General features: G+C 42.4%; 15 protein-coding genes. 9 read left to right on the forward strand and 6 right to left on the reverse strand.

The genetic code is table 11. The features are described 5' to 3' along the window. Nucleotides 1–4: 4 nt before the first annotated feature. Nucleotides 5–1,294, reverse strand: a complete 1,290-nt coding sequence (locus tag A11Q_RS05485; RefSeq protein ID WP_015469800.1) for a beta propeller repeat protein — start codon at nucleotides 1,292–1,294, stop codon at nucleotides 5–7. A 127-nt stretch (nucleotides 1,295–1,421) separates the two neighbouring features. On the opposite strand from A11Q_RS05485, the gene A11Q_RS05490 reads away from it, so the two are divergent. From A11Q_RS05490 to icmF, 3 genes are read left to right on the forward strand one after another with little or no spacing between them, the layout of a single operon-like run. Then, nucleotides 1,422–2,288: a 3-hydroxybutyryl-CoA dehydrogenase gene (locus A11Q_RS05490; protein WP_041575098.1), complete on the forward strand. Its 867-nt coding sequence runs from the start codon at nucleotides 1,422–1,424 to the stop codon at nucleotides 2,286–2,288. A gap of 13 nt (nucleotides 2,289–2,301) precedes the next feature. After that, on the forward strand, nucleotides 2,302–3,099 hold the full coding sequence (locus tag A11Q_RS05495; protein ID WP_015469802.1) for an enoyl-CoA hydratase/isomerase family protein: 798 nt from the start codon (nucleotides 2,302–2,304) through the stop codon (nucleotides 3,097–3,099). Between the two features lie 6 nt (nucleotides 3,100–3,105). After that, nucleotides 3,106–6,342, forward strand: coding sequence for a fused isobutyryl-CoA mutase/GTPase IcmF (gene icmF / locus A11Q_RS05500; RefSeq protein WP_015469803.1), 3,237 nt, complete (start codon nucleotides 3,106–3,108; stop codon nucleotides 6,340–6,342). Here the strand turns inward: icmF and A11Q_RS13445 are convergent. Beyond that, complete coding sequence (locus A11Q_RS13445) at nucleotides 6,260–7,873, reverse strand: lytic transglycosylase domain-containing protein (RefSeq protein ID WP_015469804.1); 1,614 nt, start codon at nucleotides 7,871–7,873, stop codon at nucleotides 6,260–6,262. The two genes, icmF and A11Q_RS13445, sit on opposite strands and share 83 nt — an antisense overlap. 403 nt (nucleotides 7,874–8,276) lie before the next feature. Between A11Q_RS13445 and A11Q_RS13450 the strand changes: the two genes are divergently transcribed. After that, nucleotides 8,277–10,142, forward strand: a complete 1,866-nt coding sequence (locus A11Q_RS13450) for a DEAD/DEAH box helicase (RefSeq protein ID WP_015469805.1) — start codon at nucleotides 8,277–8,279, stop codon at nucleotides 10,140–10,142. Nucleotides 10,143–10,152: 10 nt separating this feature from the next. Here A11Q_RS13450 and A11Q_RS05515 read toward each other — a convergent pair whose 3' ends face one another. After that, on the reverse strand, nucleotides 10,153–11,709 hold the full coding sequence (locus tag A11Q_RS05515) for an NAD(P)/FAD-dependent oxidoreductase (protein WP_015469806.1): 1,557 nt from the start codon (nucleotides 11,707–11,709) through the stop codon (nucleotides 10,153–10,155). 28 nt (nucleotides 11,710–11,737) lie between these two features. On the opposite strand from A11Q_RS05515, the gene asd reads away from it, so the two are divergent. Then, nucleotides 11,738–12,562: an archaetidylserine decarboxylase gene (gene asd / locus A11Q_RS05520; RefSeq protein ID WP_015469807.1), complete on the forward strand. Its 825-nt coding sequence runs from the start codon at nucleotides 11,738–11,740 to the stop codon at nucleotides 12,560–12,562. A 37-nt stretch (nucleotides 12,563–12,599) separates the two neighbouring features. Here asd and queD read toward each other — a convergent pair whose 3' ends face one another. After that, nucleotides 12,600–12,959, reverse strand: coding sequence for a 6-carboxytetrahydropterin synthase QueD (queD, locus tag A11Q_RS05525; protein WP_015469808.1), 360 nt, complete (start codon nucleotides 12,957–12,959; stop codon nucleotides 12,600–12,602). A gap of 15 nt (nucleotides 12,960–12,974) precedes the next feature. Between queD and A11Q_RS05530 the strand changes: the two genes are divergently transcribed. Further along, nucleotides 12,975–13,466 carry a 6-pyruvoyl trahydropterin synthase family protein gene (locus A11Q_RS05530; protein ID WP_015469809.1) on the forward strand — a complete coding sequence of 164 codons (492 nt, stop codon included), beginning with the start codon at nucleotides 12,975–12,977 and terminating at the stop codon, nucleotides 13,464–13,466. Nucleotides 13,467–13,500: 34 nt separating this feature from the next. On the opposite strand, the gene A11Q_RS13455 is transcribed toward A11Q_RS05530, so the two are convergent. Then, nucleotides 13,501–14,520 carry a BP74-related protein gene (locus tag A11Q_RS13455; protein ID WP_015469810.1) on the reverse strand — a complete coding sequence of 340 codons (1,020 nt, stop codon included), beginning with the start codon at nucleotides 14,518–14,520 and terminating at the stop codon, nucleotides 13,501–13,503. Nucleotides 14,521–14,607: 87 nt separating this feature from the next. Between A11Q_RS13455 and A11Q_RS05540 the strand changes: the two genes are divergently transcribed. Further along, nucleotides 14,608–15,381 (forward strand): hypothetical protein, encoded by a 774-nt coding sequence (locus A11Q_RS05540; RefSeq protein WP_015469811.1) that lies wholly within the window; start codon nucleotides 14,608–14,610, stop codon nucleotides 15,379–15,381. Between the two features lie 30 nt (nucleotides 15,382–15,411). Here the strand turns inward: A11Q_RS05540 and A11Q_RS05545 are convergent, their stop codons facing one another. Continuing rightward, nucleotides 15,412–15,837 (reverse strand): ferritin-like domain-containing protein, encoded by a 426-nt coding sequence (locus A11Q_RS05545; RefSeq protein WP_015469812.1) that lies wholly within the window; start codon nucleotides 15,835–15,837, stop codon nucleotides 15,412–15,414. Between the two features lie 202 nt (nucleotides 15,838–16,039). Here A11Q_RS05545 and A11Q_RS05550 point away from each other — a divergent pair, with 202 nt between their 5' ends. Beyond that, nucleotides 16,040–16,237 (forward strand): FeoA family protein, encoded by a 198-nt coding sequence (locus tag A11Q_RS05550; protein WP_015469814.1) that lies wholly within the window; start codon nucleotides 16,040–16,042, stop codon nucleotides 16,235–16,237. Further along, nucleotides 16,219–18,123 (forward strand): ferrous iron transporter B, encoded by a 1,905-nt coding sequence (gene feoB / locus A11Q_RS05555; RefSeq protein WP_015469815.1) that lies wholly within the window; start codon nucleotides 16,219–16,221, stop codon nucleotides 18,121–18,123. Before A11Q_RS05550 ends, feoB begins: the two co-directional genes overlap by 19 nt. Nucleotides 18,124–18,128 lie beyond the last annotated feature (5 nt).

Below are 18,128 nucleotides of genomic sequence, written 5' to 3' on the forward strand. Positions count from 1 at the left end.
AACCTTAGCTTTTTGAAGCGGTCCACTTTTGTGCAAATAGTGGACTTTCCATTTTGATGCGACGATTTCCAGTGTCGATTTCAATTTTCAACTTGGAAGCGGGTGAAGTCTCGATTTTTTTAACTTGTAATTTTTTAGGGAAAAAACCGAATTGGTATTCGATCGCCGAAGCTAACTTATCGATTTGAATGTAGTTATCAAAAGTTTTTCCTCCGTCAACGCTACGGAAGTTACCAACAAATAGTAGGGCATCGCTAAAGTAGTGTACGGGGCCATTGTAATTTGAAAACTGAGGTATCTTCTTCCATGAATTGCCATTTTCAGTGATGAAGACTCCATCGGAAGACAGAATGCCTTTGAGCGGATTTTTGGGGTGAAACGAAACAGAAGCAACATCGCGTTTTAATAGCTCATCGATACTGTAGTAAATTTGTTCTGTTTCTGGGTTGGGTTTCCACCAAACAAGTCCGTGCTCTTTTAGGCGACTTTGATTCCACGTTGTTACTTGATCTTGAGTTAGCTCGACATGGCTCCATAGAGGGATTTTTTGCGATGTCGAAGCAATAATTCCACGTGTGGCCGGAGTGATCGTGCCTTTGATGATATTTAAAGGAATTTTTTCATTGTTAGTTGTTGCGATGCTATCAAAGGTTCTAACACGCACTCGGTGCCATTTATCCTGCGCGAAGACAAATGTGGCGAAATCATATTTTGTGATCAATTCAGATAGATCCACATAACCTTGATAATTTTGATATTTCACAAGGGCAAAGTGGTTGTCGTATCTTTCTGCCACTAATTGTGTCCCCTGTGGAATCGTTGTTTGAATTTGGGCTTTTTCGTTAGCAGAAGTGCGTAAGTAAAGATCTTTCAATGCCATAACGTAGCCGGCATCATATGCATCCGCGATGAGGTTGTGCACTTGCGCTGTTTTTGAGATGCCATTTTTTTCGTCGTAAAGTTGGAATGATTTTGCATTGGCTTCCACAACTTTGTAACGGCGATTTGTTTTGGCTTCGATCACATAGCGGGAAAGATGAGTCGCAAAAAGAGGGCGTAGCTCGTCCTGTCTAAAATATAACTTATTCCATTTGTAATGGTTGTCCGAGGCCTTTTGTGAGGTCACGAGCTGTTTCTGTAGGTTTTCGATAGTGGTGTGCCCTGAAGGAAAAAGGCTGGTTGTCGACTTAAAAAAAGGCACTTCAAATGCTTGAGACTTGTAGTTAGGTGAATCAATATTGGCTTTTGCCGGCGTAGAAATTAATAAAAAAGAGCTGAGTATGACAAATAGCATCTAAGTTTATTCTCAGAGGGGAAATCTCTGCAATCAAGGCCAGTTCTTTGTTATATTGTGATGTTTTTAAATGCCTAATTTTTAACAACATTTCTGAGGGCCTATGAGGGGCCGAAAAGGGAGTTTTATGGAAGTATCTGCGATTAAAAAAATCGGCGTTATTGGCGCCGGACAGATGGGTAACGGAATCACACAAGTGGCGGCAGCCGCTGGGTATAACGTGGTGATGTTTGATATCTCATCGGGGGCTCTAGATAAAGGTCTAGGCACAATTTCTGGAAGCTGTGATCGTTTGATTAAAAAATCTGGAATGACAGAAGAACAAAAGCAATCGCTTTTACAAAAAATCAAAACGACGACATCAATGCAAGACTTGGCTGACTGCGATTTTGTTGTGGAAGCAGCCACAGAAAATATCGAGTTAAAATTGAAGATATTCCGTGAACTTGATGAAATCGTTAAGAAAGATGCGATTTTAACATCGAACACATCGTCGATCTCGATCACAAAAATTGCTTCAGTTACAAAAAGACCAGAGCTAGTTGCAGGTATGCATTTTATGAATCCAGTTCCTCTGATGCAATTGGTGGAAGGTATCCGCGGATTACAAACTTCAGATAACACGTTCAAAGTGACTCGTGAGCTATCTGAAAAAATGGGCAAGGTTTTTGTTGAGTCGGTCAAAGATATGCCTGGTTTTATCGTTAATCGTATTTTAATGCCGATGATCAATGAAGCGGCTTACACCCTACACGAGGGCATTGCTTCTGTTGAAAGTATCGATCAGGCCATGAAGCTGGGAACTAATCAGCCGATGGGTCCATTAACTTTGGCGGACTTCATTGGTTTGGATACATGCTTGGCTATTATGAATGTTTTGTATGAGGGTTTAGGGGATTCAAAATACCGCCCATGTCCGCTTTTAGTAAAATATGTTGAAGCCGGTTGGTTGGGACGCAAAACGGGTCGTGGATTTTATAACTACGCTAAATAGATAGGAGTTTTCGGTGTCATTCAATTATCAAACACTTAAGTTAGAAAATAAAGAAAATGGTCTTTGGGTTTTGACGATTAATCGTCCTGAATCTTTGAACGCCTTGAATACGGCATTATTGAACGAGATGGGGGATGCTTTTCGTCAAATTTCAGAGATGAGCTTTGAAGATGTGAAAGCTTTAATTATCACTGGCGCCGGAGAAAAATCTTTCGTTGCTGGGGCCGATATCAAAGAAATGATGGATATGAACGAAGATCAAGCTATGCAATTTGCAAAGCGCGGTCAGAGTATTTTCCACGAAATGAATTTATTGAAAATTCCAGTGGTGGCGGCGGTTAATGGTTTTGCCCTAGGTGGCGGCTTAGAACTAGCCTTAGCCTGCGACTTCATCTTCGCCAGTGAGAATGCAAAATTCGGATTACCAGAAGTCAGTTTAGGTTTAATTCCAGGATTTGGTGGAACCGTAAGATTGGCCCGCGCTGTGGGTATTCGCAAAGCCCGCGAGCTGACCTATTCCGGAGAAATGATTTCAGCAGAGCAAGCATTGAATCTAGGACTTGTGAATCAAGTTGTGCCGCAAGCTGAGTTGATGGCTGCTGTGACTAAAAAAATCGAATTGATTTTGTCACGTTCGCCGTTGGCGGTAGCTGAAGCTAAAAAATCAATTAATCAAGGTTTCGATCTTGAAACAGAAGCCGCTTTAGAAAATGAAGCCAATATTTTTGCGACGTTATTTACCTCTGCAGATACGAAAGAGGGCACCACAGCCTTTGTTGAAAAAAGAAAGCCTGCTTTTAAAGGAGAATAGTTCTATATGAGTACCCCGTTGCGCCATCCTATACGCATTGTCACCGCGGCTTCTTTGTTCGATGGACATGATGCTAGCATTAATATCATCCGTCGCATTTTGCAGGATATGGGAGCTGAAGTGATCCATTTGGGACACAATCGCTCTGTACAAGATGTGGTGAAAGCCGTATTGCAAGAGGGCGCGCAAGGGGTATGTATTTCGTCCTATCAGGGCGGACACATGGAGTACTTTAAGTACTTAAAAGACTTATTGGACGAAGCTGGCGCTGGTTACGTTAAAATTTATGGTGGTGGCGGCGGTGTGATCGTCCACGATGAAAAGCGTGAGTTGGAAGATTATGGTATTGCCCAAATCTTCCATCCTGATGATGGGCGTCGTCTAGGGCTTGAAGGTATGATTCGAATGATCGTCGAAGGATGTGATTTTGATTTGATTGAAGCTCAGAAGAAAAACAGCAAAAAACAAATCTTTCAAAATGACTCTATTCCCTCTGTTGAACTGGGTATTGCTTTAACGGCCATTGAAAATGGGATTAAAGATGTCAGTCTAAGTCAATTTGGCCTTCAGAGCTTTGTTAAAAAAGGCAATAAGCCGGTTGTGTTAGGTGTGACGGGAACTGGTGGTGCGGGTAAATCTTCTTTGATTGATGAACTTTCACAGCGTTTTTTAAATGCGTATCCGGGTAAAAAACTAGGTGTTGTCTGTGTAGATCCCTCTAAAAGAAAAACGGGTGGATCACTATTGGGTGATAGAATTCGTATGAATTCACTGTCTCGTCCGCATATTTACATGCGCTCGGTGGCTTCACGAGGATCGGGAAAAGAGATCGCAAATACTTTACCTGATATTGTTAAGTTTATGTCGCAATTGGATTTTGATTTTATTATCGCGGAAACTTCTGGGATTGGTCAGGGAAACATGGCTATCACGGATGTCAGTGATATGTCCTTGTACGTGATGACTTCTGATTTTGGTGCTCAATCGCAATTAGAAAAAATTGATATGATCGATTTTGCTGACTTTGTTGCAGTTAATAAAGCAGATCGCCGTGGAGCACAGGATGCTCTACGCGATGTAACGAAACAGTATAAAAGATCTCGTAAAATATTTAATGATGACGTTAAGGTTCCTGTGTTTTTAACTCAGGCGAGCCAATTCAATGATGGCGGCGTCAATCAGTTGTTTTTCTCTTTGGCTGATGCCTTAACTCAAAAAAATGCTTTACCGGCAGTTTCGGAAGAATTGCGTAAAAATGTACTGGCGGCAGACGAACACATGATTATTCCTCCAGAAAGACAAAACTATCTGGCCGAGATCGTGGCGACCAATCGCAAGTATAAAAAGCGCGTAAATGATTTAGCTGAAAAAGCTTCAAAAATTGGGGCCTTAAAAAACCTATCCTTAGAGATTGGCTTAGATGCCCAACAGGTGGCTCAACATATCGAAAGCTATAAAAAGGATTTCGAAGCACATGAGTTGGCGGCCTTAGAGGGCTGGGATGACCTACAAAAGACATACGCTGCCGACGAATTGATTTTTAAAGTTCGCGATAAAGAAATTCGGCAGAAACTAGTTTCTCAGTCGTTAAGTGGCACACGTATCCGTAAAGTGGTTTTACCAAAGTACCGTGACTGGGGAGATCGCTTCCAGTTTTTAAAAATGGAGAATGTTCCGGGTGAATTCCCTTACACGGCTGGTGTGTTTCAATTAAAACGCGCCGATGAAGATCCAAAGCGTATGTTCGCAGGCGAAGGAACTCCTGAGCGTACTAACAGACGTTTTCATTATCTTTGTAAAGGTGAAACGGCTCATCGTCTATCGACAGCCTTCGACTCTGTGACACTGTATGGTCAAGATCCAAATCTACGCCCTGATATTTTCGGTAAGGTCGGTGAGTCTGGCGTTAGTATTTGTACTTTAGATGACATGAAGAAACTTTATTCGGGTTTTGATCTTGTCAGTCCGAATACATCAGTGAGTATGACGATCAATGGTCCGGCCCCTATGATTCTGGCATTCTATTTCAACACGGCAATCGATCAGCAGGTTGAAAAGCGTGAAAAAGAATTAGGTCGTTCTTTGACTGAAACAGAGTGGAAAGAAACCGCAATGCGCACCATGCAGCAAGTGCGTGGAACAGTTCAGGCCGATATCTTAAAAGAAGATCAAGGTCAGAACACGTGTATTTTTTCGATCAATTTTGCATTGAAAATGATGGGGGATATTCAAGAGTATTTCACTCGTAACGGAGTTAAAAATTTCTACTCCGTGAGTATTTCAGGATACCACATTGCTGAAGCCGGTGCGAATCCAATCAGTCAATTGGCTTTCACACTTTCAAATGGATTTACTTTTGTTGAGTACTATCTGTCGCGCGGAATGAAAGTGGATGATTTTGCCCCGAACTTATCTTTCTTCTTTAGTAATGGTTTAGATCCTGAATACTCTGTATTGGGGCGTGTGGCGCGCCGTATTTGGGCTGTGGCCATGAAAGATCTGTATAAGGCTAATGATCGTTCACAAAAACTGAAATACCATATCCAAACTTCTGGGCGTTCGCTGCATGCGCAAGAGATTGATTTCAATGATATTCGTACGACATTGCAGGCACTTTTAGCGATCTATGATAATTGTAATTCGCTACATACAAATGCCTATGATGAGGCGATCACGACTCCGACAGAAGAGTCGGTTAGACGTGCGATGGCGATTCAGATGATCATCAACCGCGAATTCGGTATGACTAAGAATGAAAATCCAAATCAAGGAAGCTTCTTTATTGAAGAGTTAACAGATTTGGTGGAAGAGGCTGTTTTAGCTGAATTCATGCGTATTAACGAGCGTGGTGGAGTTTTAGGTGCTATGGAAACTCAGTACCAACGATCAAAAATCCAAGAAGAGTCTTTGTACTACGAACACTTGAAACACAGTGGGGATTTGCCAGTGATCGGGGTGAATACATTTATTAATCCGAAAACTCTGGCTGAGGACTATGTCCCACCTAAGATTGAATTAGCGCGTGCGTCTCAGGATGAAAAGAATCATCAATTGAATCATGTAAATAATTTCCAAAGCGAGAATGCAGATCGCGCCCAACACGAGTTAAAGAATTTACAAAAAACTGCGTTGTCGGGCGGAAATATCTTCGAGGCTCTTCTTAGCGCGTCAAGATACTGTTCGTTGTATCAGATGTCGCAAGCGCTGTACGAAGTAGGTGGTCAATATCGACGGAACCTATAAGGTCCTGAGGATTCGATGTTGGCTGTCCTAAGATCATCTTAGGAGAGTTTTGATTTTCGAGCATTTGATACCAGTAGTGGTTTCTTAAAATAGAAGCCACGTACTCGCGTGTTTCACGATATGGGATTAAGTCTTTGAACAACAATTGATTGTCGACTTTATAGCGAGCCACCCATTTATCAACAGCACCAAATCCTGCATTGTAGGCGGCTAAAGCTAGAACCACATTGCCGTTGTAACGCTTCATCAAGCGCGAGAAGTACAGAGTACCGGCATGAACGTTTTTATCCGCTTGCATTAGGCGTGCAGGCGTTAGACTGCGATCTAAACCACGAGCTGTAGCGGGCATCAATTGCATCAAGCCACGGGCTCCAACGCGGGAAACAGCGGTTCTATTAAAGGCACTTTCCTGTCTAACCAAAGATAAAATCAAAAGAGGATCTAAACCTTGGCTTTTTGCTTGAGCTTGAATTTCGTCGAAATACCATTTTGGATAGAACAATCTTAAAGTTGTTGCTGTTTTTAATTGAGGATGCTGCGAGAAAACTTTTGAAAGTAATTGGAACGTGCGCAGGCCATCTTGTGACATGTGCGATAGATGACCTAAATAAAGCATAAAATGTGGTTCAAGCTCTTGCATCTTGCTGTCATTGATCCACGAAAGCATATCTCGGGCAGCAGAGAAGTTATTGTTTTCAATAGCGAGTTCGATTTGCTCAACTAAAGTGTTCACTTGTCTGTCAGACTCAGTACGAACTAAAACACGAGGTGTTGTGCGCGACATCACCAGTTGGCTCAGATCTTCATTCGCATCTTGCATCTCTTGTAAAACGTGGAAGCTTAAAGGGTAAGAGTTGTAAAACTCCATGGCGATCTGGCGTTTGTTGGCGGTTTTTTGGTCGCAGTGATTTCTCCAGTATTCGGCACGTGAGAAAAGAAAACGAGCTTCATTAGACTGGCTTACTGCAGACCAATAGGGCAAAGATTTCTTACAGTCATTATCTGCTAAGGCGAATAGACCAAGGCGATAAGCAGCGCGGGCTTTGTATTCGCCAGATCCACAGTCATAAGCTTTTTCATATAACTTGGTTGCTGTTTTGATAGCAGAAGCCAATGGGAACTCGCGCTCGGTTAAAGCGGCAAGGGCTAAGCTGAGTTGTGCTGGTTGGCAGCGATACGTGTCGGCCACCTCAGAGGAAAGAGCATTGATACGGGCTTGGGGTAAACGAGATGCTGTGTTGATAATTTGATCTAAACTAGCATCTTTCAAAATAGCAAAATCAGAGTTTTTTAAGGCTTCTGACACATTCACACGCACAGTTGGACGCGGTGTTGAAGTGGCCACTGAACTTGTAGGTGTACGACGTAAAGACGCTTTTAGCTCATTCAGTTGCGCTGTAGAAAGCGATGAAGAACGTTTTAGACCAAGAGCTACACGTCCTGTCATGTTTTTTGCGGTCAATGTGTCTAAATTGGCACTGAACTTACCTGTGGGTTCATTTAGATTTTCCAGCGTTTTACGAAATCGCATGTCTGGGGTGTGGGAACAACTCAAGCTGCAAAATATAGAAAATAAAATGACGTATTTCATTCAGTAAGGATACCTGAGTCACCAGAAGGGATAAAGTCTAGTTCTAGTTTAATTTTCAAAGTCTTGTATCAGAGTAAAACACCTCTGTTTCAGAGGAGAAATGGGCAGATAAAAGTTCGTCATTTTCCAGAAAAGAAAGTATTTTGTTCATGGTTTTTTAAAAAGGTGTTGTTTTTGTCACAAACCAGTGGCTTTTGTGCCTTTTTTCCGTTACTTAAGAGGTTCAATTCATTTTTACAGTCTTTGGGACTGTTTGGGTAAATTGCACTCATGGCCTTAATAATGTGTATTGGCTGGGGTGCTAGTACATATAACCTGCACCGAAGTGCAATTAAGGAAAGCCATGCAAGAGCAAATGGACTCGTCGTCTATTGAGGAAGTTAAATCTAAAAAATCAAATCCAGAAGTGGAAGCAGCAGATATCGAGGCTCAAGAAGAGTCTGAAAATATCTTTGCTACATGGGGTCTGTCTAAAGAGGTTTTACGTTCTTTAGCTGAGTTAAATTTCACTCAACCAACACCTATTCAAAAACAAGCTATCCCAGTTTTATTGGGGCGCGAAAAAGACTTCGTTGGCTTAGCGGCGACAGGAACTGGAAAAACAGGGGCCTTCGGGATTCCGTTGGTCGAAACAATCGATGCTGAAAGTAAGTCTGTTCAGGCATTGGTGATGTGTCCGACACGTGAGTTAGCTACTCAAGTGGAAGCGCAATTACAAAAAATGGCAAAATGGAAGGGCCTAAGCACGCTGACGGTGTTTGGTGGGTCTTCTTATGATCGTCAAATTACGGCCTTGAAACGAGGCGTACAAATCGTTGTGGGAACTCCAGGTCGTCTGTGTGATCTTATTGACCGCAAAGTTTTAAAATTAAAAGATGTTCAGACTTTAGTTTTGGACGAAGCTGACGAGATGATCTCTATGGGTTTCCAAGACGATCTTGAGAAAATTTTAGAAGCCATCGGAGACAGCGAAGATAAACGTAAATGGTTATTCTCAGCTACAATGTCACCAGAGATCAGACGTGTGGTTTCTAGATACTTGCCAGATTATGACAAGATTGAAATTCACAAAGAAGATTCTCAAAAACCTCAAATTGAGCAAATTTACTACACGATCTATCCTGATCGTAAATTACAAATGTTATCTGCAGTTCTTTACATGAACCCTGAGTTCTATGGTTTGGTGTTCTGTCAGACAAAACGTGAAGTAACAGAAATTACAGACTGGTTAAAGCGCAAATCTTTCAAAGTGGATTGCATCCATGGTGACCGCCCACAAAGAGAGCGTGACTTTATCTTGAAAGATTTCCGTTCAGGACGCGTTAAGATCTTAGTGGCAACAGATGTGGCTGCCCGTGGTTTGGATATCAATGACTTAACTCACGTTATCAACTTCTCTTTACCACGCGAAGTGGAAAGCTATGTTCATCGTATCGGCCGTACTGGTCGTGCAGGTAAAAAAGGTTTAGCTTTATCAATCGTGGCACCGCATGAAGTGAAGTTATTAAAGCGTATTCAACAAGTAACGAAAGCAAATCTTGTTAAGGGTACAGCACCAACAAATGACGAGCTGAATGTTTATCGCGTACGTGATGTTATTAATGGTATGAACCAAGTTAAAGACAATGAGTTATATCATCGCGCAGGTAAGTTCTTAGACCGCAAAATGGACGAACTAAAAGAAGCTTTCGAGTTTGATTTTACAGTGGAAGAGTTTTTAAAACGTCTTGTGCTTTCTGAACATCCGGATATTTTTGAAAATCGCGACACATCTATGGATTTCGTAGGTGATGGAGTTGTTCCTCGTGAAATGCAAGCTGGTGGCGGACGCCCATCGCGCTCTGATGATCGCTATCGCAGTGGTGGTCGTGGTCAAGGCCGTGGCGGTGATCGCTATGAGCGCAATGATCGCGGTGGCGACCGTTTTGATCGCGGAGATCGCGGCGGTGAACGTCGTGGCCGTAGCGAGCGCTTTGAAGGTCGTAGCTATGACAGAGGTAATGATCGTAATGCTGAACGCAGTCATGACCGCGGAGACCGCGCTTTTGGGTTTGGTGCAGACAAGGATAAGTTCCGTGATCGTCAACAACCAAGTCGTCAATTAAATGGTTTTAAATCATGGAATTCAGACGATGACTCAAATCGTCCTCGTCGTCGTAGCACTACAGGTCGTCCTTCTGAAGGACGTCGTTCGTCTTCACGAGACTAGTCAATATTGACTAGTCTTCTATTGTTTTAAGACTTTCAAAAATTTTATCAGCACATTTGATTCCATCACAGGCGGCAGAAGTAATGCCGCCTGCGTAACCAGCACCTTCACCGCAAGGGTAAAGGCCGCGATGGGATACGCTTTGTAGTGTGCTGTCGTCGCGAGTTACACGTAGTGGACATGACGTACGAGATTCAACTCCGTAGAGTTTCGCTTTTTCTGAAATAAAACCTTTCATCTGACTTTCAAATTTTTCGATTCCTTCTTTTAATTTCTCATACATAAAAGAAGGTAAAAGTTGATCAAGGCGTGTGTTCACAATGCCAGATGGAGATGACGTGTCTGTGACCTTATGTCGATTTGATTTTTGCAGAAAAGAAACTAAGTTTTGAACGGGAAGTTCTTTGCTTCCTCCGACTTCTTTGACGGCTTGAAACGCGCGCGTTTCCAGTTCTTTTCTGAGCTTCATCCCGCCCATGCGATCCTCGCCAAAAAGTTTATCATGTTGAATGCTGACCACCATGGCCGCATTGGCGTAAGGAGAGTTGCGATTGAAGTTACTCATCCCATTACAAACTAGCGCATCGGGTTCTGTTCCGCTGGAAAGAACATAACCTCCGGGGCACATACAGAAACTGTAGATTCCGACTCCGGATTGATTGTCATGGTGAGCGAGTTTATAGTTGGCTGAACCTAGTTTGGGATGATCTGCAAATTCTCGGTATTGGATACGATTGATCTCGGCTTGGGGATGTTCAATTCTAAGCCCCATGGCAAAAGATTTTCCCTCTACAAAAACGTCCGAATCGATCAGATGTTGAAGCATATCTTCGGCAGAGTGGCCAGTGGCAAGGATGACATGATCCGAGTGATGTTGGTGGCCTTGTTCTGTGATAACTCCGGTGACGCAGTTCTTGCCGTAAAGAAGCTGTGTCACCTGTGAGTTGTAGAAGATCTCACATCCATTTTGCAATAGAAATTCACGAATTTTTGGAATCACTCGTCTGATTTTATCGCTACCTACATGGGGATTTGAAAGCCACTGGATTTCTTCCGGAGCTCCAAACTGCACCAAGCGATTTAGTACATAGGGAATATGGTCTGATTTAATTCGTGTAATCAGTTTGCCATCCGAGTACAGTCCTGCGCCGCCTTCGCCATAGCAAACATTATTGCGACGATCGAGTTCCCCATAGCGCCAGAAGCGATTGATGCCCTTGATGCGATCTGCAGATTGACTGCCGCGTTCAAATAATTTGCAGGGGATTCCACGTTCAACAAGTCTAAGAGCTGCGAATAATCCGGCAGGGCCAGATCCGATGATAATAGGTTTTTGGAAGGTAGCAGGGAGTTTCGAGATGCGAGGTAAAGAGAAAGCTTCTGTTTTTAAGGTTTCGCCTTTTTCGGCGACTTCAACTGTGTAGACAAAGTGAGGCGAGTGTTTTTTGCGGGCGTCTACCGATTGCCTCAGGATACGGTAGCCCCCAGACTCTGGCATCAGCCAAAGTAGGTGCTCAGACAGTTCCTGATCGATTGGGAGTTTAATATCTTTAAAAATCTTCGACATTTACAATAGAATATAGCAAGATTGGCCTATGTCAGCAATAACCAGATTTATTCCAAAGAATCATGTCAGTTACTTCGTTGGTCAATTAGTGCACATTCCATTGCCACGTTTTCTAAGCAAAATTGTGATCACAGCTTTTGCGAAAGCTTATAACATTAGTTTGGCAGAAGCTGAGTTCCCAGTGGATCATTACCCAAGTTTAGGTGAGTTCTTTATTCGTAGATTGAAGCCAGGCCTGCGACCTGTGGCGGATACGTGGGCAGTTCATCCTGCTGACTCTGTGATTACTCAGGCGGCTCCGATCACTTCTGGTCGCTTGATTCAAGCTAAGAATAAGACGTACTCAGTGGAGTCGTTCACCCGTGATTCGAGTGCGATGAAAAAATACGATAAGGGCTCTTTTCTAACGTATTATCTTTGCCCAACAGATTACCATCGGGTGCATTCTCCGGTAACAGGAGAGATCAAAAGAGTAGTGTATATACCGGGGGCTTTGTGGCCGGTGAATGCATGGTCTACTGAAAATATTCATGAGCTCTTTTCAGTGAATGAAAGAGTCTTAGTTGAGATTGAAACGGATCGTGGTTTGGTTGGTGTTATGTTTGTCGGAGCGACAAATGTAGGACAGATCGAGTTGGCATTTGATAAAGAAATTCGTGGAAACCAACTGTTGTCAGGTGCTGTTCAAGAAAAGACCTACGAGGGGCAAAAGATCCAAAAAGGTGACGAGTTAGGAATGTTCCGTATGGGAAGTACTGTTGTGATGCTGTACGCTCCGAATACAATTTCAAGCGACAACCTGTCTGAGTACATTAATAAACAAGTTCGCGTTAACGCTCAATTTCGCAATTAATTCTGTGGGTCGATTGCTCGGCCTCATGTCACCTATCCTAAACAGGGTAGGTGCATTCCGTAGCTGGAGTTTCCATAATGGTGACTCTTTGTAAAATGGGCAGGGTTTTGAGGGCGCGTTCGTAAATCCATTTAGCTAGTAGTTCAGATGTTGGATTTTCAAGTCCTTCGACTTCATTTAAAACACGATGATCGAGTTGCTTTAACAGAGGCTGCATCACTTGAGTGATTTGGTGATAGTCCACAACCCATCCAATTTGAGGATCAAGATCACCCTTTAGGGTCAGAATAATCTTAAAACTATGGCCGTGCATGCGTGAGCAGGGGTGATCTGCTGGTAAATGGGGTAAAAAACGAGCTGATTCTATTTGAAAATGCTGCTTCAATTCGTATTTCATGTTAAATTACCTCGTATGAATAAGACCACCTTACATTTGGCAAAGCAAAATTTCAAATTCTCTTCTGCTCATTTTTTGATTTTTGATGAAAAATCAGCCGAGATGTTGCACGGCCATAATTATCAGGTAGAGGTCGATATCTTTTGCTCCAGCGAGGACGCCATAGGCGGTAAGGGATACTTTGTTGATTTTAATGTCCTTAAAAAAATTATCAAAGATCAATGCGATATTTGGGATGAACATATTTTATTACCACAGGCGCATTCGGACATGAAATATCAAGAGAGTGCCAATGGTAAGAACTACGAGATCACCTTCCGTGATCGATTTTATTCATTTCCTATAAACGAGACCATTTGGTTGCCGATCCAAAACACAAGCGTTGAAAATCTATCTTGGTTGTTCGCAAAAAGTATTTTTGAAAAAATGAAAAGCCTTGGCGTTGAAAAAGTGCGTGTAAGTGTTGAAGAAACCCGTGGGCAAAAAGCCAGTACAGAAGTAAGCTAATATTCCGTACTCTTCTGAAAGTTAAATTAATCCATTAAGGTTTTAGATTAAGTCCTGTTGAAACTTCTGTAGGGCTTAACTCTCGTTTTACACGATAGTCCCAGAAGCAAATTCTTCCCACAGTATTGACTTTAAAATCTACGCGATCTTCTAATTCCTGCGGAGTTCCATTGCAGGTGATGCTGCCGAAATCGTCAAAGTTAGTGACCTCTGTGACTGACCATGACCAGTAGTTCTTTTCAGCTTTATTCCAGTTGCGGTTAAATCCCTGATGATCCTTTTGGATGCGTGCAAATAGCATTTTTTCTTTTTGTGGATTTTGGATTAAGTCACGAGCGCGGGCAATCATATCCGGATCTTGGATTTTAACAATGAAGCTATCATCTTTTCCAGCTTGTGGTCCCACTAGAAAGTAGGCGGCATTAAGGTCGACAGCACTTTGCTGAGGTAGAATGTGAAAAGCTTCTTCGCTGCCTTTTTTGTTAATGTTGAAGCTAGAGTATTTATGGGAAGCCTTTACGCGGATAAAACTCCAGTTATCATTTGAGTCGGGCACTTTAAAAAGGTGATTTTCAAAAGCAGCTAGAGTTACTTTGAACTGATTTAAAACACTGTGATCTTTCTGTAGAAGTTCGATCTCGAATTCGTTAGTGCCGCTGTATAGATTTTGCAGCCAAAGGAAATTTTGAATGATGGGAGTTTTCTTAAAAGTCAGCACTCCGCCTTCAAGAGTATTAGAACGATAAACTTTGTCATCACAATGATAGTTAACGGATAGAGTTCCACTATCGCTGAAGTGAAGTAGCGAGTGAAATTCTGTATTCGTAATTGGGATAAAAACTTTTGAATAACCAGCAACGGAGTATTCAACTTCATCTAAAAGTTCTTTATCAAAACTTTGCAGCCAGACAGAGAGCGGTCTTGATTTGTTGTTTTGTACAACAAGTTCTCCGTTCTTGCAGGTTTGTGACCAGTGCAAGACCTCGGCTAAAGCCGTGAATGAGGTGAAAAATACAAAGATGAATAATACTAAGGTTTGGTTTTTTGCTGTCACAATGTTCAATTCGGGATGAAGGTCGTAATACTTTAAGATAGTCGAGTAAAACTAGACTTAAGCAGGTAGGGTCAGTTACCATGAGGCATGAAATTTTATCTTTCATTTCTAATTCTGCTTTTCGGATTTCAAATTGAGGCGCAAATCCAACCTTCCCAAAAAGCGGCGACTGCGAAAAGTTTCACTTTAGGTGCGGAACTGCGCAGTTACGCGTACAGCGAACCTAGCTTAGTTGAGCATTCGGGTTTGATGTATGGAGTTTGGGCTGAGTGGTATTGGAGCAGCGCTTTGGGCAATGGAAAACTGTACGGCAACTTTCTTTATGGTCTGTTGGATTATAAAGGACAGCTCTGTAACCAGTTGAATAATTGTGTGCCTTATGAGGCGAAGACTAAAGATATGATCGCCAAGGTGGCGACACGTTTTGAGTTTGAAGTGCAAAAGACTTTTCGTTTTTTTGCAGGCTTAGGGTTTCGCTATTTGTACGATATGGGTGAGGGAGTTGGCTTTTATCAACGTACAGGGCAGTGGGTTTTTATCCCAGTTGGGGCTGAGTTAGATTTTAACAGTGATATTGGAAAGTTTTCTGCAGAGCTAGAATATGATCAGATTATCTATGGCAAAATACGATCTAATCTTTCCGATGTCGGTGGCGGATATGAAGATCTAGAAATGGATCAAACGGGGTATGGCATTGTTGTAGGTTTAAGTTATCGTTGGAACCCAGATTGGAAGTTGGGCGGTTTCTATGAGCGCTGGGATCTGAACCGCTCGAACAGTGTATCAACGAACGGTCAGACATTTGTGGAGCCTAAGAATCATTCGGATTCTTTTGGTTTAAGAGTCGGATATCTATTTTAAATTGGAACTACAGAGTGTAATCAAAGAACCCTATTTAGGTTCTTTGATCATTTTCTCAACTTCTGCAATGTGCATTTCTTCGTCTACGATCATTTCGCGTGCGAACTCTTCTAATAAAATCGATTTGCCTTCAACCATTTTTAATAGTTTGTGAAGCACAGATACTTGGTGAGTTTCATGGCCCAAAGACTCTTTCAGGATATCATTGATCTTATGTTTGTTAGATTCTAACAAAGACCCGATTTTCAAAGAGGGGTGTCCACCTAGAGCTGTGATGTGTTCGCCGATTTGGTTCGCGTGAGTTAAAGACTCTTGAGCTTGGCTTCTTAACCATGAGCAGATAGGGATGCGGTTATGTCCGAAAACCATAAATGCGTAGTGAGAGTAGCGAACAACACCGGCTAATTCGTTCTCAAGAAGTTCGTTTAAGCATTCGATGACTTTTTCTTTGTCCATGGGGGCCTCCGTGTATATTGAGCCTGAAAATTGGCTCAATCGTAATTATATTGATTATGATGACTTAAAAACCATTTTATATTTTTCTAAATGAAAGTCAAATGAAAACGGACTGATAGCCAAGTGATAATGAATCTCAATAAGTTGACTCTTTGCAGGTGTAAATTTAAGACATTGTCCATACATCATAAGGTTGGCCTCCATGCAGACATTTATTATCGAAAAGATTGAATCTCCTAATAAGGATTTAGTGCGCCGTTTATTTGATTTGGGATTACATCCTGGGCTTGAAGTGAAAGTTGTCTCAAAAGTGTCCTTCAAATCTGTGATCATCATTCAATATGGATCAACTCGTTTGGCACTTAATCAAGAGGAGTTTGCATGTCTACGTGGGCACTAGTTGGTTCGCCAAACTCGGGTAAAACGACATTATACAACTGGCTGACAGGTTCAAAAGCAAAAACTGTTAACTACCCAGGTTCAACTGTTGAATACAGTGCAGGTTCAGTTCGTCCGCAGTTGTTAGAGCGTGTAGCCGAAGCAAAAGAACTTCGTATCGTCGATACTCCGGGTATTTATTCTTTAGTGCCACAATCAGAAGATGAACAAGTTACGCATGATGTGTTATTTGATAAAGAGCATCGCGTGGGCGCTATTGATGGCGTCGTTGTCGTTTTAGATGCGACCCAATTGCAACGTCATTTAATTATTGCACGCCAAGTTTTGCAAAGTGGATATAAGGCCGTCTTTGTTTTAACGATGTGTGATTTAATTCGAAAAGAAGGATCAGAAATTGATCTGGCCCGCCTGAAAAGTGAATTGAATTCAGAAATTATTTTATTTGATGGTGTATTAGGACAAGGCTTAGACGAGATCTTACAAACTTTGGCTGCGGCTGGTGTGCCAGAAGTCGATGCGGTTGCCTGTCCACAGTGGAGCTTGGATGAGCAGGTCGAAATCATCAAATGGGCTGCCGAAGTTAACTCGCAAACGATTTTAAAACGTGATGAAAAGAAGTCCGCTCAAAGGCTAAGCCACAATTTAGATCAGTATTTAATGCATCCTATTTTTGGTTTTGTGATTTTCTTTTCTGTGATGACGGTGTTGTTTGCTTCGATCTATTGGTTGGCACAGCCGTTTATGGATTTGATCGATACAGCTTTTGCCACAGCTGTTTCGGCAGTGACGGAAAACATCCCTGGTTTGGTTGGGGAATTTTTGGGTGAAGGTTTGATTGCCGCTATTGGTGGTGTGGTGATCTTTGTTCCTCAGATTTTTATTTTATTTGTAGGAATTGGCATTCTAGAGTCTACGGGATATTTAGCGCGTGTAGCGGCGCTTATTGATAAACCGCTTTCGATGGTGGGATTAGGTGGAAGATCCTTTGTTCCTCTTTTATCCGGTTTTGCCTGCGCCATTCCGGCGGTCATGGCAGCACGAAATATCACGTCTAAAAAAGAGCGCTTAATTGCTCAAAGTATTATTCCTTTTATGACGTGTTCGGCGCGTTTACCTGTCTATGCGTTGATGATTGGTTTCTTGATCGGTGACAGCAATCCATTGATGGCAGGCTTTGTGATGGCCATTCTTTATTTCGGAGCTATTGTGGTTGGCGCCTTAGCGGCCAATATCATTGCTGTTTTTATTGATGACACTGCCAAATCACGATTGATTATGGAGTTACCATTATATCGTCGTCCCCATTTTCTGTTTATTCTGCGTCAGTCACTTTTGAAGGCGAAGTCATTTGTATTTAGAGCGGGTCCGATCATTTTAGTATTAGCTTTAGTGTTATGGTTTGCGACGACATTCCCGCGCCCTGAAGTGGCTGAAGGACAAGACGCGCCAGAGGCGACTGAAATCGCCCAACACAGTTATGCGGCCCAAGTGGGGCAGGCGATGGAACCTATCTTCCGCCCTATGGGTGTGGACTGGCGTGTAGGTTTTGGTTTGATATCTGCTTTCGCAGCTCGCGAAGTTTTCGTATCAGCTTTAGCATTGACGTTTAATATCAGTGATGAAAACGAAGACTCGCAAACTCAAAGCCTGATGACGGCCATGAAAGAAGCCACATTCCCAGATGGGACTCCGATTTTCACTACAGCATCTGTCGTGGGAATACTGATTTTCTTTATGATTGCGTTGCAATGTGTGACTACAGTTGGGGTATTGAAGCGAGAAATGGGTTCGTGGAAACCTGCGCTCTTACAACTTTTCTTCAGTAACCTTGTGGCCTATTGCTTGGCTGTGACGGTGGTCTTTGTGCTACATCAGTTTGGCTTGTAGTCGGC

The organism is Pseudobdellovibrio exovorus JSS, assembly GCF_000348725.1.
In the GTDB taxonomy this organism is placed as follows: domain Bacteria; phylum Bdellovibrionota; class Bdellovibrionia; order Bdellovibrionales; family Bdellovibrionaceae; genus Pseudobdellovibrio; species Pseudobdellovibrio exovorus.